Annotated in this window: 13 protein-coding genes, 1 tRNA gene and 1 pseudogene; 11 read left to right on the forward strand and 4 right to left on the reverse strand. The window is 65.2% G+C overall.

Annotated features, from left to right (window positions below; translation table 11 throughout):
* Positions 1 to 48: 48 nt before the first annotated feature.
* Positions 49 to 366: a MerR family transcriptional regulator gene (locus B0T44_RS07860; protein ID WP_077117653.1), complete on the reverse strand. Its 318-nt coding sequence runs from the start codon at positions 364 to 366 to the stop codon at positions 49 to 51.
* 145 nt (positions 367 to 511) lie between these two features.
* On the opposite strand from B0T44_RS07860, the gene B0T44_RS07865 reads away from it, so the two are divergent.
* The 6 genes and pseudogenes from B0T44_RS07865 to B0T44_RS07890 all read left to right on the forward strand — a co-directional run bounded on the left by B0T44_RS07865 (position 512) and on the right by B0T44_RS07890 (position 3,356).
* Positions 512 to 931 carry an Hsp20/alpha crystallin family protein gene (locus B0T44_RS07865; RefSeq protein ID WP_077117769.1) on the forward strand — a complete coding sequence of 140 codons (420 nt, stop codon included), beginning with the start codon at positions 512 to 514 and terminating at the stop codon, positions 929 to 931.
* A gap of 83 nt (positions 932 to 1,014) precedes the next feature.
* A complete protein-coding gene (locus tag B0T44_RS07870) occupies positions 1,015 to 1,227 on the forward strand; it encodes an Rv3202a family protein (protein ID WP_077117655.1) in 213 nt (70 codons plus the stop codon).
* A 46-nt stretch (positions 1,228 to 1,273) separates the two neighbouring features.
* A pseudogene (locus B0T44_RS27925) lies at positions 1,274 to 1,453 on the forward strand (cold-shock protein); the annotation flags it as partial.
* Positions 1,454 to 1,538: 85 nt separating this feature from the next.
* Positions 1,539 to 1,751 (forward strand): hypothetical protein, encoded by a 213-nt coding sequence (locus tag B0T44_RS07880; protein WP_077117659.1) that lies wholly within the window; start codon positions 1,539 to 1,541, stop codon positions 1,749 to 1,751.
* Positions 1,752 to 1,852: 101 nt separating this feature from the next.
* Entirely contained in the window at positions 1,853 to 2,740 is an 888-nt protein-coding gene (locus B0T44_RS07885) for a manganese catalase family protein (RefSeq protein WP_077117661.1), read from the forward strand.
* A 34-nt stretch (positions 2,741 to 2,774) separates the two neighbouring features.
* The gene (locus B0T44_RS07890) at positions 2,775 to 3,356 is read left to right on the forward strand and encodes a hemerythrin domain-containing protein (RefSeq protein WP_077117663.1); all 582 of its coding nucleotides are present in this window, start codon (positions 2,775 to 2,777) and stop codon (positions 3,354 to 3,356) included.
* A gap of 61 nt (positions 3,357 to 3,417) precedes the next feature.
* Here the strand turns inward: B0T44_RS07890 and B0T44_RS07895 are convergent, their stop codons facing one another.
* Genes B0T44_RS07895 through B0T44_RS07905 form a run of 3 tightly spaced genes read right to left on the reverse strand, consistent with a single transcriptional unit; the run spans position 3,418 to position 6,148 of the window.
* Complete coding sequence (locus tag B0T44_RS07895) at positions 3,418 to 4,134, reverse strand: catalase family protein (RefSeq protein WP_077117665.1); 717 nt, start codon at positions 4,132 to 4,134, stop codon at positions 3,418 to 3,420.
* A gap of 60 nt (positions 4,135 to 4,194) precedes the next feature.
* A complete protein-coding gene (locus B0T44_RS07900; protein WP_081511773.1) occupies positions 4,195 to 5,055 on the reverse strand; it encodes a methyltransferase domain-containing protein in 861 nt (286 codons plus the stop codon).
* A 31-nt stretch (positions 5,056 to 5,086) separates the two neighbouring features.
* On the reverse strand, positions 5,087 to 6,148 hold the full coding sequence (locus B0T44_RS07905; RefSeq protein ID WP_077117667.1) for an NAD-dependent epimerase/dehydratase family protein: 1,062 nt from the start codon (positions 6,146 to 6,148) through the stop codon (positions 5,087 to 5,089).
* 302 nt (positions 6,149 to 6,450) lie between these two features.
* Between B0T44_RS07905 and B0T44_RS07910 the strand changes: the two genes are divergently transcribed.
* From B0T44_RS07910 to B0T44_RS07940, 5 genes are all read left to right on the forward strand, one after another.
* The gene (locus B0T44_RS07910; protein WP_254854204.1) at positions 6,451 to 7,941 is read left to right on the forward strand and encodes an FAD-dependent oxidoreductase; all 1,491 of its coding nucleotides are present in this window, start codon (positions 6,451 to 6,453) and stop codon (positions 7,939 to 7,941) included.
* 110 nt (positions 7,942 to 8,051) lie between these two features.
* Entirely contained in the window at positions 8,052 to 8,531 is a 480-nt protein-coding gene (locus tag B0T44_RS07915; protein ID WP_077117671.1) for a Dps family protein, read from the forward strand.
* 71 nt (positions 8,532 to 8,602) lie between these two features.
* Positions 8,603 to 8,687: transfer RNA gene (locus B0T44_RS07920), tRNA-Leu, on the forward strand.
* A 551-nt stretch (positions 8,688 to 9,238) separates the two neighbouring features.
* The gene (locus B0T44_RS07930) at positions 9,239 to 9,604 is read left to right on the forward strand and encodes a hypothetical protein (protein WP_077117673.1); all 366 of its coding nucleotides are present in this window, start codon (positions 9,239 to 9,241) and stop codon (positions 9,602 to 9,604) included.
* Between the two features lie 2,931 nt (positions 9,605 to 12,535).
* Complete coding sequence (locus B0T44_RS07940; protein ID WP_081511775.1) at positions 12,536 to 14,095, forward strand: restriction endonuclease; 1,560 nt, start codon at positions 12,536 to 12,538, stop codon at positions 14,093 to 14,095.
* Positions 14,096 to 14,574 lie beyond the last annotated feature (479 nt).

The raw sequence follows: 14,574 nt of genomic DNA on the forward strand, positions 1-14,574 counted from the left end.
GGTTGGCCACGAGGCCCATCATGCTCTTATCGGCTGCGGTGCCACGGGTTATTCGCCGGTATCGCTGCGTAGCCGGGTGTTGTCGGCGTGTAGTTGGGCATTGGTGTCCTCGAGGTCGAGGATGCGGCCGACTCCCGCGAGGTTGACGCCTTGGGCCACCAGTTCGGTGATGCGGTGCAGCCGGGCCAGATCGGCGGCACTGTAGCGGCGGGTGCCGCCCTCGCTGCGGGCCGGCGTGAGCAGCCCGTGTCGTTCGTACAGGCGCAAGGTCTGCACTCCGATTCCGACCAGTTCGGCGGCCACCGAGATGCCGTAGACCGCCTGATCGGGATCCGGGAGCCGCGGTGTGTGCTGATCGGCCGACATACAGCTCCTCCTTCTTCGCTCCATCAGATTTTCTATTTTAGAGACTTGCATTCGACTACCGAGAATGTTATAAGAAACCTATGTCAGGCAGAACAGATTATCTGCCAACAACCTAGAGAGAATGGAGGAGTTGGAGGTGGCGACCATGCTGATGCGCACCGATCCGTTCCGTGATCTGGACCGTTTGACGCAGCAGGTGTTCGGCACAGCAGCCCGTCCCGCGGTGATGCCGATGGACGCCTGGCGCGAGGGCGAGAAGTTCGTAGTCGAGTTCGATCTGCCCGGTATCGACCCGGATTCGCTGGATCTGGACATCGAACGCAATGTGGTGACCGTGCGGGCGTCGCGCCCGGAACTCGACACCGGCCGGGAGATGATCGCCGCGGAACGCTCCCGTGGTGTTTTCAGCCGCCAGCTGTTCCTCGGCGAGAACCTCGACACCGACCACATCACCGCCGACTACACCGACGGTGTACTGCGCTTGACCATCCCTGTGGCGGAGAAGGCCAAACCCCGCAAGATCGCGGTCGCCCGCGGTAACGGGCACAAGGCCATCGACGCCTGACCGGCTCTGCTCGGCGGACCCGCAAGCCGGGTCCGCCGAGCGAACCACATCAGCGGCTCGATCCCAGTGCCAGGAGGTATGCCATGACCATCCCTGCCTTCGACCACGCCGACTTCGCCGACCAGAACACCTTCGCACACGACGAGGACCGCGATATCGGGCTGGACACCACAGCGGTGACCCCGCTCGCCGAAAAGGTCCGCGCCGCGTTCGATACCGCCGAGACCACCGACCGAATCGAACAGTCCCACATCACCCTGCTTCCCAATGACGACGACTATCCCTTCGCCTACTGAGACCCGGGCGACACCGGCCTGCCAACCCGAATGCTGGAAACACGGCATGGTCGCCTGGTTCAACAGCGAAAAAGGTTTCGGTTTCCTCCAGCCCGACGACGGCACCGCACCGGTGTTCGTCGAGTTCTCCAGCATCGAGGCCACCGGTTACCGAACACTGAGCGCAAGGCAGCCGGTTGTTTTCACCACCGTCGCCACCGCACGCGGTCCCGAAGCCCGCCGCGTACGCCCCTACACCCGCGCCCGGTCGGTACCGCTGCCACGGCGATCAGTCACCGAATCTCTGCGCTCCCGGAAATGAAAGGCACCTGATGGCTTTGCGACACGCCCACCATCATCTGCTGCTGCTGCTCGCCTGCCTCGCAGGTCTGGTCATGCTCGGCGCCCCGCCACTGACGCTGCTCGTACTCCCCGGCATCGCCGCCTGTGCGCTGCTGGCTCTGCTGCTGCACGAAACCCAGCGCGTCGACCACGAAGGCCCGGCCGGCGCCCCGGCGCGCGCCGAACACGGCATCGAACCCTGAGGCGCCCGGCATCCGTCCTGTTTCGGCCGAGCCCTGTTTCCGACCGGGGAAACAGGGTAGGCGGCGGACATCGGAGTGCCGTGACTACTGCGAGGAGTGCGATGTTCGTCCACAACAAAGACCTCCAGTTCGATGTCCGTGTCGAGCGACCCGACCCACGGTTCGCCACCCTGCTGCAGGAACAATTCGGCGGCGCCAACGGGGAACTCAAAGCCGCCATGCAGTACTTCAGCCAAGCGTTCGTCCTGCGCCGCAAACACCCCAAGATGTACGACCTGTTCATGGATATCGCCACCGAGGAATTCAGCCACCTCGAAATGGTCGGCAATATGATCACCATGCTCCTCGACGGCCTCAACGACGACCTGAAACAGGCCAACGAACACTGCGACTGGATGCCGGTGGTCGCCACCTCCGACGGAAAAGAGCAGGCGATTCATCAGGTAGCCACCGATCCGCTGTTCCTGGCACTGCGCGGCGGCGGGCCGGACCTCGGAAACTCCGCGGGCGTGCCGTGGAGCGGGGCGTATGTCAACTCCAACGGTGAACCTTCGGTGGACCTGCGCAGCAACCTCGCCGCCGAGTCGCGGGCCAAGATCGTCTACGAATACCTCAAGCAGTTCACCGACGACCCTGGCGTCCAGGACACCCTGTCGTTCCTGATGACCCGCGAGGTCGCCCACTTCCAGCAGTTCACCGCCGCACTCAACGAACTGCCCGTCAACTTCCCGCCCGGTGCGCTACCCGGTGACGACCGCTTCCAGAATCTCGCCTTCAACATGTCCGATGGCCAGTCCCATCGCGGCCCCTGGAATGAAGGCCAGGGCCCGTGGCCCGACGGGATGGAATGGAAATACGTCGAGAACCCGGTCCAGGATTGGCTGGGTACCAGCATGCGCGACAATACCGGGTCCACCGGCAACCCCCAAGGCAGCCCGGCCGTCGCGGGAAGCAAACCGTTCACGCACGAGCAGCATCAGCCGGGCTGAACACCGGTCACGATCGCGGAGGGGAGAAGATCCCATGGATGCATTGAGTTTTCTCCGTAGTGAGCACGAGAGTGTGCTTGGCATGATCGAGTCGCTCGAACGGGGCCGCGGCAACAGCCAGCCGGAACTGGATGCCCGCAATCATTTGACGACAAGCCTGGTGATGGCGGCCTCGCAGCACGAAGCCGTGGAGGAGCAGTTCTTCTGGCCCGCGGTCCGGCAATCACTGCCCGACGGCGACGCCCTGGCCGATCAGGGGATCAATCAGGAAGAATCGGGCAAACAGTTGCTGCAGATGATCGAGGACTCCGAGGCAGGCAACGAGCAGTTCGAACAGGCCCTGACCGAATTCCTCGCCACGCTGCGCGAGCACATCGAGTTCGAGCAGAGCCAGGTGTGGCCGCAGTTCCGCAAGTCACAACCGCCGCAGGCCATGGAAGAACTCGGGCAGAAAATGGCTGCGGCCAAGAAGACCGCACCCACTCGGCCCCACCCGGACACACCGTCGAGTTCTGGAGTGCAGAAGACCGTCGGTCCGGCGGCAGCGGTCGCCGACAAGGCTCGCGACATGTTCAGTGGACGCCGATCCCATCAGCCGCCCGACCCGCCGTCCTGAACGCCAGGACAGGCAGCAGGCTCGCCCGGACGTCGCCGAGGATCGGCGTCCGGGCGAGCCGTCAGTGCGGCAGCAACGGGGCTTCTTCGCCGCGGCCGCGCCTGCTTCCGGAATAGGCGAGTTCCCGGATGTGGGCAATCGCCGCCGGAACCAACGCCACGGAGTCGGGGCGGTTGATCATGGGGTCGAAGTAGTCGGTGTGGTGCTCGTTCGACTTGTCGGAGTCGGCCGCGTGCAGCGCGAGTTCGGCTATCGGCCGCTTCGGCTCGCCGATACGGGCCGCGGTCAGTTCGAACCCCACCTGGTGGTCGCGCAGATGTCTGGTCAGAGCGGCCAGCGATGCCGCCGCGGGCTGGTCGACGTCGGGTTCGGCGAACAACCACACCGACGGTCCGTCGGCGAACCGGTAGGGCAGCAGCGTGCCGTAACGGGCGCTACGCCAACCACGAGCGCCGGTGATCAGGAACCGGCTCAGCATCCCCGTCCCGGTGGTGGCCAACGCAAAATCCCACGGGCGGTTGTCTGCGTCGAGGACCCGGAACGCGAGCCCGAACACGTCCGGCACACCGTCCGGCGCGCCGATGCCCTTGGACAGCCGCGCCACAACCGGCCGTTCCCCCGATCCGAACAGCGGTTCGTACTCTCCGGACGCGCGCAGCCGACCGGTCAGATACAGCCCTTTCGGATGAAAGACCCTGGCATGCCGCAGCCGTGCCCCCTCCCGGAACCCGCGTCGCAGCAGCTCAGACGGCATATCGGCCAATCTGGAACGTTTCATGGCCACGATCTACCCTGCAGCGGCCGACTCAATCGCCGACCGCGGCCGTGGCAGGCCTCGTCACTGCGGCAGGTGAGCGAGCACCGCGAACATGGTGACCGACAGGTGATAGTCGCCTGCGGCTATCCCGGCGTCCATGGTGGCGACCAGGTTCTCGTGCTCCTGCTGGGTGATCGCGCCACTGTCGCGCGCGGTCTCTCCCATTCCGGCGAAGAACGGCCGCAGCGTTTCGGGCTCCCAGATCACCGCCTCCGAACCCATATCGTCGATGACGAACCCGGCGGCCGCAAGCAGGCCCCGGAGCCGCCGACCGGACGCCGGATTCGGCGTGGCTGCCAACATCACGTCCGACAGACGCCGCACCACGTCCGTGTCGCCGGGGTGCAGGATCGCGGTGTGCCAGTCGCTGTCGATGAGCAGCACCCGCCCACCGGGATGTAAGACCCGCGCGATCTCGGCGGTGGCGGCGTCGGGGTCATCCAGATGCTGGTAGACCCGTTCGCACCGCACGGCGTCGAAGTGCCCGTCGGCGAACGGCAACCGGTAGGCACTACCTTCGACGAACTCGACGCACCCGGCCTGCGTGCCGGCAGCAGCCGTGCGCTCGCGGGCCACGGCCAGCATCGCCGGATTGGGATCGACACCGACCGCCTCCCCGTCAGGCCCGACCCGCTCGGCGAATTCCCGCACCTCCGAGCCGGTTCCCGACCCGATATCCAACACCCGCTCCCCCTGCCCCACCGCCAGCACCTCATGCCCCCACCGCCGGATACGCTGAATGCTCGGCAGCTGGGCCTGCAGATCCAGCAGGCCGACCAACATCGCCATCGCCTCGTCGGCGCCTTCCGCCGGTTCTCTGTTGAGAGCGTCCACATGAAACGACAGCTGCTGTGCCCGGCTTATCGGCTCATCGATCTGCATGCTTTCGACAGTAGTGTTCCCGTTGCCTGCCTCAGGCGCTCGGCGCTGCGGCAGCGGCCGATTCACGCAGCGGTGCCGACGCAAACCGGGCGAGACCGTCGGCAGGACGAACGCGAGCGGTGAAACCGAGCACACGCGCGGCCTGCGCGGGGTCGGCAACAATATGGCGGACGTCGCCTGCCCGCACGCGACCGGTGACGACCGGCTCGGGGCCACCGTGCGCCCGCGCCAATGTCGCCGCCACCTCACCGATGGCGATCGGATGCCCTGAGCAGATGTTCAGCGGCACGAACCCGGGCAGGGGCTGCTCGACGGCGGCACGATTGGCCTCGGCGACATCGCTGACATGCACGAAATCGCGCATCTGCCCGCCGTCCTCGAACACCTGCGGTGCGCGCCCGGCCTCCACTGCCGAACGGAAGATCGCCGCCACCCCGGAATACGGTGTGTCCCTGGGCATCCCGTCGCCGTACACATTGTGGTACCGCAATGCGGTGACGCAGCCACCGGTCGCCGCCGCCCACGCCGCCGCATAGTTCTCCTGCGCGACCTTGCTGGCCGCGTACACACTGCGCGGCCGTGACGGCGTTTCCTCCGGCACCGACACCCACTCGAGGGTCTCCTCGCCGCAGCGATACTCGTACATTCCCGCGGCGAGATCGACGGCCAGCCGCACACCCACCTGAACCATCCCGCACCGCCGTCCCCGATAACGCCCCTCGCCGTACACCACCATCGAAGAAGCCAGCACCAGCCGCCGGCAGCCTGCTCGGTCCATGGCGGCCAGCAGCACCGCGGTCCCGTAGTCGTTATGGCTGGCGTAGGCGGGCGCATCCTGCGCGCTCACCCCGGCCCCCACCACCGCGGCCTGGTGGCAGACCACATCCACGTCTGTGAGCAGCCCATCCAGCGCCGCGGAGTCACGCACGTCGATCCTGCGCACCCCCTCGGGCGCGGCAGCCGCCGGTCCGTGCGCCGCATCCAGCATGACGTCGACGGCGACCACGTCGTGTCCGCTGTCGCGCAGTGCGCGGTGCACATGGGAACCGATGAACCCGGCCGCGCCGGTCAGCAGAACTCGCACACCCCCAATCCTGCCCCCGCGCGACCGGGAATCGAGGTAGCCGACGCCGTGTCCTCGCGAATTCGGTCATTCTCACAAGCCGGCCGCGGTGCACTCGCACCCGGCTTGCAGGACGAGCAGAGCAGGGGTCGCCGACCTGGCACCGGCTCGACCGTTGCTGGCGGGGCTCCCCCATCTGCCAGAGGACTCATCGGAACCGGGCATCGAACGTTCTTTGGGGCAAGGGAGCAACGACAGGATCGTGTGGGTGGTGAACGTGCGGGTACCCGCCCGCCATGGACGCCTTGCCCGGAGCTGCCGAATCGTACTGGATGGACTCTGCACCAGCGACCTCGTATCCGCCGGTTACCGGCGATATCGAGGCAGATGTCGCAGTGGTCGGCGGTGGTATCGCCGGCATCTGCACTGCATGGGAACTGGCGCGGGCAGGCCGCTCGCCGGTCGTGTTGGAGGCCGATCGGATCATCGCGGGCACCACCGGCTACACCACCGCGAAGGTCAGCGTCCAGCACGCCCTTATCTACGATCGGCTGCGTTCCTCGTTCGACGCCGAGGTCGCCCGCCTCTACGCGCAAACACAACAGGACGCCGTGGAACATCTCGCTGCTACGGTCACCGAACTCGGCACCGACTGCCAATTCGAGCGCGCGCCCTCCTACACCTATGTGACCGACCCGAAGAGCGTCGACACGATCCACGCCGAAGTCGCCGCCGCAAGGGCCGCGGGCCTGCCCGCGTCACTGGCCATCGACACCGAGTTGCCGTTCCCGGTCGCGGCCGCCATCCGGGTCGACCAGCAAGCCCAATTCCACCCGCGCCGCTATCTGCTGGCTCTTGCCGAAGACCTCGGCAACCGCGGCAGCCGCATCTTCGAACGCACCCGCGTGGTCGGCCTCACCGAAGGCGAACCGTGCACGCTGACCACCGAATCGGGGGCCACTGTCACCGCCCGCGATGTAGTCGTCGCGACCCACTACCCGGTGTTCGATCGCGCCCTGCTGTTCGCCCGCTTGATACCGCACCGGGAGCTGGTCGTCGCTGCCGCCGTCGACGCCGACGCCGCGCCCGAGGGCATGTACATCACCAGCGAGAACAACACCCGTTCGGTGCGCAGCGCCCCCTACCGCGACGGGCAGCGGCTGCTGATCATCACCGGCGAATCCGAAGCACCAGGCACCGCCCCCACCGCCGAACGCTTCACCCGCCTCGCCGCCTGGGCCAGAACCCACTTCCCGGTCCAATCCTTCGCCTACCACTGGGCGGCCCAAGACAACAACACCCCCGACCAGCTCCCCTACATCGGCCCGTTCCACCCCGGCGCTCGGCACACCTGGGTCGCGACCGGCTTCGGCGGCTGGGGCATGACCAACGGCATCCTCGCAGGCCGTCTCCTCGCCGCCCAGCTCACCGGCACCTCACCGGACTGGGGACGTATTTACGACCCCCGCCGCCTCCATCCCACCGTGGAAGCACGAGGCCTGCTCAGCGCCGCCACCAAAGTCGTCCGCCACTTCGTCGTCGACCGCCTCACCCCCACCCACACCGACTCCCCTGACGACCTGGCCCCCGGCCGCGGCGCCGTCATCCGTCACCGCGGGCAGCGCACCGCCGTCTACCGCGACGACGAGGGCGCTCTGCACGCCGTCTCGGCCACCTGCACCCACCTCGGCTGCCTCGTGGCGTTCAACGACGCCGAACGCAGCTGGGACTGCCCCTGCCACGGCTCCCGTTTCGATATCGACGGCGCCGTCCTCCACGGGCCGGCCACCACCCCACTACACCACGTCGAACTGGGCGAATAACTCTGCCGGCCGCTGGGGATGCACATCACAACGTGCCGCGATTCGATATTTCACATCTGGGTAGACCGCCTTTGACCGGCGGATTTCGACACAAGGAAGGCGTTACCACAATGACCGTCCCCATCAAGAGCACCCTCGACCCGGAACAGCAGCGGATCACCGGTGAAGCCCTCCGCGGCGCCGTTGTCGACCTCATCGACCTGTCGCTGATCGCCAAACAAGCCCACTGGAACGTCGTCGGCACCAACTTCCGCTCCGTGCACCTGGCGCTGGACGAGCTGGTCACCGCCGCCCGCGAATTCACCGATTCGGCCGCCGAACGCGCCACCGCCATCGGCGTCAGCCCCGACGGCCGCGCCGCCACCGTCGCCAAGGAAGCAGGCGGCCTCGGTTTCCCCGACGGCTGGCAACAGGACACCGACGTCATCAACGCGATCGTCGACAACCTCGCCACCGTCATCGGCCGCCTCCGCGAACGCATCGACGCGACCGAAAAAGCCGACCCGGTAACCCAGGACCTCTTCATCGAAATAGCAGCCCGCCTGGAACAACTCCACTGGATGTGGCAGGCCCAACTCACCACCGCCTGACCCCCCACCCCCACGCCCCACCCGCGATTTGGTTCACGCCGCGTGATCCGATAATCTTGCGGAGCACACCGGTCCGGGTGGCGGAATGGCAGACGCGCTAGCTTGAGGTGCTAGTGCCCGTTATAGGGCGTGGGGGTTCAAGTCCCCCTCCGGACACACAAACGAGGCATTTATGCCCCAGAAACGGTGTCCAGGCACAGCCTGGACACCCATTTTTCTCTCACTCTCCTGACCTGCAGTTTCACCCCGAACGGGGGTGGAAACTGTGACCAGTGACACACTGCGGCCGCCACTCCCCTCATTCACCGCCGCTCCCGGATTCCCCCTGTCCGGCAGCCCGGCATTGCCGCTGTCCGAGGTCGAGCAGCCGACGCGGTCGATGGCTGTGCACAGCATCCGGGCCGTCGACACCAACGGCCGTGTGGTCGACAAAGCGATCGTCGACGCCCTGGGCTGGCGGCCCGGGGACCTGCTGTCGTGGCGGGTCGCCGGCGGACTGGTTCTGATCACCCGCCCCGGACACGGCCGTCGTGGCGTCACCAAGTACGGCCACATCTGCCTACCGGCCGCCGTACGGCACGCCGCGGGCGTCCGTATCCGCGATCGCGTCCTGTTGGCCGCCGACCCGACCACGCCTTGCTTGTCGTCTATCCCGCCGCGGTCCTCGACGACATCCTCGCGCGCCGCTTCGCCGAAGGAACCCCGCAATGACCACCAGCACTCAGGCCGATATCGCCGCGGTGCAGATGATGATGCAACGCTTCGGCCTCACCGTCGCCGACCTCACCACCGGTGCTGGCACCGAAGGTGCCCGGATGACACCGACCTTCGGCGACTACATTCCGACCGTCCTAGCGGCAATGCCTGAAGGGCGGACCCGCGAGCACTACCGCACCTACTGGAACAAAATCCTTGCTCAGCCCGGCTGGGGTTCCCGGCGCCTGGACGAACCCACTCCCGCGGATCTGCAGGTGCTGTGTGAGGCGATCCGCGCCGCCCGGGTGATCCGCCGCTCCGACCGCGGCGGCAACGATGTGGTCCGCCATGTCATCGATGCCCTGCGGAAGCTGTAGGATCATCCCCGCCTGCGCGGGGAGCACACTTCCTGACCGGGCACTTTTCTGTGGAACAACTGTTTCTCATTTAGTTTGCCGCTTCCTCACAAGTGTCTTCGATGGGACCCACGTACAGTCGCAAATCCCCTACTCGGTCGAGACCGCTCGGCGAAAGCGAGTTCAGTGTTGTCGGCTGTGTTCGCCGCATCTCTCTCGCCGCTCCATTGAAGACGTTACCTGGGGTCGCTGGCTATCTGTCTGCGGCCCACAGCAAGTCCTGTTAAAAGGTTGGACGCAGACCCCTGCACCATTCATCACACCCAACGACGCCGCATTGGTCGCCAGGGTCCGCCTCGATCGCTACCGCCCCGCTCGTTCGTGCAGGGCTCCCGCTCGCAACCACCATGACCCCAGCAGCAGCCGACCAGGCTGCATAACCACTGTCACCTCGTCGTGCAGCAGCCCCCCATACAAATGCGTGTATTCAGCAGCGAACGATCTCGCGTTGCGTGTCGTAGAGTGTTCGATGCCACTTCACCACCGAGCACTCCGCGGAAGCGATCGATATCAGCCCATTCAGTCCGTGTTCGGCGATGACAGTGCGGAGCTCGGGGTCGCTGCCCGCAGAGCAAGCAGCTCGGCATTGAGTGCAGCTACCGGCCAGGATATCGCCGTCGCCGTCTGGACCCGGTCCCGATCGGATGCCGGCTGCGAGATCAGGCGCCACCTGTGACCGTTCCAAGAGCTGCTTGACCAGCCTCCACGCGCTGTCGGTAGTGACGAGTACGAGATGATTGAAGGTATCAGCAGGGAAAGCCGGGAACACACCCACAGCAAACAGAGCGTCAGCAGCGCAAGACCCACATGGCCTCCGTACCCCATAGGCGCGCAGCCATATTCGGGCCCCACTGTTACCCGGTGGTTTATCGATCCGAAACACCGGCAGCGGCTCGTCATCGTGATGCTGGCGCCCTGTCCGGTGGGAAATGTCCTCGCATCGCCCGCACAGCACAGTCCAGGCACCAGGACCGCCCCCGAGCATGCCTCGTTCGTCTGCCACCCAGACCGAGCACATCGCACACGCTTGGCCCCAACGCGCTCGCCGACCAGTCCCCGACATTCACCGCCCCCTTTGACCGCGCCACCGACAAGCATCCATCGTCACACGCCGGGCTTGAGTTTCCGTCAGTACTCTCTGAAGACCACCGATCTGTCCCTGCACAGTGTAAAGAACCTCTGGCGGTTCCGTGTCGAATCAACATCCAACTGCGCAGAATCCTCAAGTGGCGAACTGTAGCCGAGGTCTACCAGTACGAACCGACAGGATGAAATCCGTTCACGTATTGCGACGGTCACTCGAACCCGCGGTTGAACTCAATCGGACGGTGCTGCCGCCAGGCCACGGCACTGATGCGATGTATACAGCTTCAGGGATCGGCTCGACACCGGGACGCCTTGGCTTCTGCACGAAGGCTGCTCGCTGAGACCAGCCTTCACCGGAAATGCGCCCCGGTCCTACTCATCATCTTCGGGATGTGATCTTGGCGCGATGAGCGCGCTGCCGGCAGGTCGAGTCGCAGTACCTTTTGGACCGTCCCGTTTCTGCCAGTTTCAGCGCCATGCTGCAGACTTCGCAAAGTCGGGAATTCGGAGGCGCCTCTTCGCCGAGATACGCTGCCAGCGCCGCACCGGACTTTAGCTTCCGCCGATCGATCCAATCCCGACGTAGAAGGATAGGTATCCAGTACGCGGAATACCCTGCGGTCCTGGCGACCGCGTCATTTGCGATTTCTTCGGCGGTTCGGCCTTCTATATAGAACTGTTTAATCACGTGCCGCTGTGCCGCGTTTAGATCCAGCTCGTTCAGCGCCTGCTCCAAGTCCTCAGCGAGAAAGCTGTTCGCAACATAATCGGCAACGCCACCGTTACGGTAACGGTAACGGTGAGACCTACTCATCGAACCACCTCATTGCAAACTGACCGTTCCGCCCAGAACGCCCGTTCAGCCGAAAACCCAGGCTCCTATCAACCCAACGGGCATCAAGCCGAGGATCGCGACAACGGGCATCCGCGTAAAGCGAACACACCTTCGGTACATCCATGGACCTCGCTCTCATCAGCGCCACTGTAGGCACGATAATCACTGCAACAGCTCTGACCAACGCGGGAAGACTCAGCCAGAAGATAAGCCAGCCGCCAGCCGCCACATCGGCCACGGCCTCAAGTCCCGACGGAATCACCACAACACTCCTCCTCAGACGACACAGGGCCCTCGACAACCGCCGAGGGCCCTGTAGACAAAAAAAGGGGCTCCAGTAGCAATGCTGAAGCCCTTGGACAGAAATCTGCCTGTGGTGATGAAGGCCATCATCGTTGCCCGTAGTTGATCAATATCCCGAGAAAGCGCAGGCCAGGGCGAATTTTGGATACATGGTGACGCTGCACGACCCGGTCCACGACGCGGGGGACTTTCGTGACGAATCTGGTACATCTTGCCGTGCGCAACGTCGCGATCCCGCTCTCCGGCAGCGATTGCCCTTGGCACACCCGAGGCTGGCCACCACCACGCGATCGTTTTCGGCTCCGGCTCCGGCTGCGACTGCGGACCGGTGCGGCGGCTGCTCAACGGTTCTGGACCGGATAAGCCCGTCCGGCGGCTCAACCCCGCCGGTACACAATCACACGGAAAGACTCTTCTTGCAGTAACTCAGTCCTTCGCAAAGGCCAATTCTCTCCCGTAACCATGTCCGCCGGACTTCACTGCCCTTGCTCACACTCCTATGTATCGAAACCGCCACCGACGCATTGCCGCTTCCACCCGCCGGTATCACTGACGGATTGGGCGCAAGACCGATACCGTGGAACAGACCAAGGTCCACGCGGTGCAGGGGTAGGTGTGACGATGGGTTCACGACGGGGAATTTTCCGGAGATCCAGCGGCAGCAGCGGTTGGCCGCACAGCAGCAGGCACGGCACCAGCGTGCCATCGAGCGTGAACAGCGGCAGGCCGAGCAGGCTCGGAAAGCGTATGAGAAGCGGCAGCGCGCCGACTACATCACAGGCAGGAAAGCCCAGGTGGATGCCTACAATCGCAACCTCGCCGAACAACTCCGCCGGATCACCGGCCTCCTCGTCTCCGGGCTGCGGCAACCGGAGCGGTTCGACCTCGCCACCGTCCGCGTGCAGCTCGCCGAGCCACCACTCGATCTCGGCGAATACGCCAGTCCAGAGCCCCAGCCCGTGTGGGAACAGTGCGCCCCAGCCACACCCGGTCGACTGTCGCGGCTCACCGGCGGAAACAACCGATATCAGGCGGCGTTGCGGGACGCCCAGCACCAGTTCGACCTCGCGCAACGCGCACACGCCGACCGCGAGGCGCGCCGCGTCGCAGAGATCGCCCGGATCACAGCCGAACACGAGCGCACTGTATCCACGCTCCGGCAGCAATGCGACGAGGAGAACGCCCGGCTCGACGCCCGTCAGAAAGGGGTCGCCGACCGCATTCCGGAGGATGTGATCTGGCTGGCCGAACAAGCACTACGCGAAACCCCTCTACCGCAGGGCTTCCCCCGCTCCGCGGAGCTCGCCTTCGATCACCGAACCGACATGCTGCGGGTCCGTCTCGAATTGCCCTCCCTCGACGTTGTGCCGATCGAACGCGAATTCAAATACATTCAGTCCAGCGACGAAAACCGCATCATCGAACGCGCCCGCGCTCAGCTCAATGAGCTATACGCCGAAGTCATCGCCCAAACCGTTCTGTTGTCCATCCGCGACCTGTTCGCCGTCGACGCCGCGCTACGGGCAGTCAGCCTCGATGGCCACATCTACCGCAACGACCCTGCCACTGGCGCTCTGCACTACCCGAGGATTGTCAGCACGACTGTCGAACGCGAACAATTCCCACCGGATACCAACCTGGTCAACGTCGAAGCCCAGGCCTGCCTGCGCAGTTTCAACACCCTGATCTCCAAACACCCCTATCAGGTCGAGCCCGCGGCGCCCACACTCGACTTCGATTGGGACCGCTACCGCTTCGTCGGCGAATACGACGCCGCCGCCACGCTCGACGCCCGGCCCGACCTGATGGACATGAGCCCCACGGAGTTCGAACACCTGGTACGGCAAATATTCCAGGCCCAGGGCGCTGAAGGATGGACCACCCAGCAGTCCAAGGACGACGGCGTCGACGCCGTCATCGCCAAACGCACCCCGCTGATCGGTGGTCTCGCCATCGTCCAGGCCAAGAAATACAAGGGTGTGGTCGGGGTGAACCACATCCGCGAACTCGCCGGAGCCATGGAGGAGAAGAAAGCCGGCTGGGGCATTCTCATCACCACCTCCTGGTTCACCACCGGCTGCTGGGAGAAAGCCCGCGAATACGGCCGCATGGAACTCATCGACGGCGACCGACTCGTGCACCTGATCAAGGAACACCTGAACAAGGACGTTCTCATCGGCGCACCCCGACCCGGGCCACCGCCGTCCAACAAGCCCATCGTTACCTGAAAACAGCGGCATCCGGTCCGGCCACATCTACCGCCCGCTCCGGTCCCGGCCGCCTGCTTGCTAGGCGGCCGACGGATTCTGCTCCCCCACCCTACATGCCAGCCAGGCCCAGGCCCGACGCCCTCGTCGACGCACCTCGCCTCTACCTTCAGGTTTCCGAACGGTTCGTCGCAAGTGCAGGTGTGCCCGGCACCTTCAGACACCGGCCGCGTCGGCATGAAGTGACCATCTTTTCCGAACTGCGCTCGTAGTGACGGAACCAGCGGTACCCTGCACGCATTTCTGATGTTCATCGCACCCGACTGTGCGGCTGAACGTGGTGAGGCCGCCGCTCAAGTATCCGATCCCAGGCGCCCAGCCATGCCCGCAACCACCAATCGGTAAGAACCCCGCTTCGGCACCGCTGGCACCGGACAGACACGCCGGAGGACTGTCGTAAGCAGGGGGCGCTGTGCTGATCGCACCAGTCATCCCACCCA

Source organism: Nocardia donostiensis (assembly GCF_002081715.1).
Classification (GTDB): domain Bacteria; phylum Actinomycetota; class Actinomycetes; order Mycobacteriales; family Mycobacteriaceae; genus Nocardia; species Nocardia donostiensis.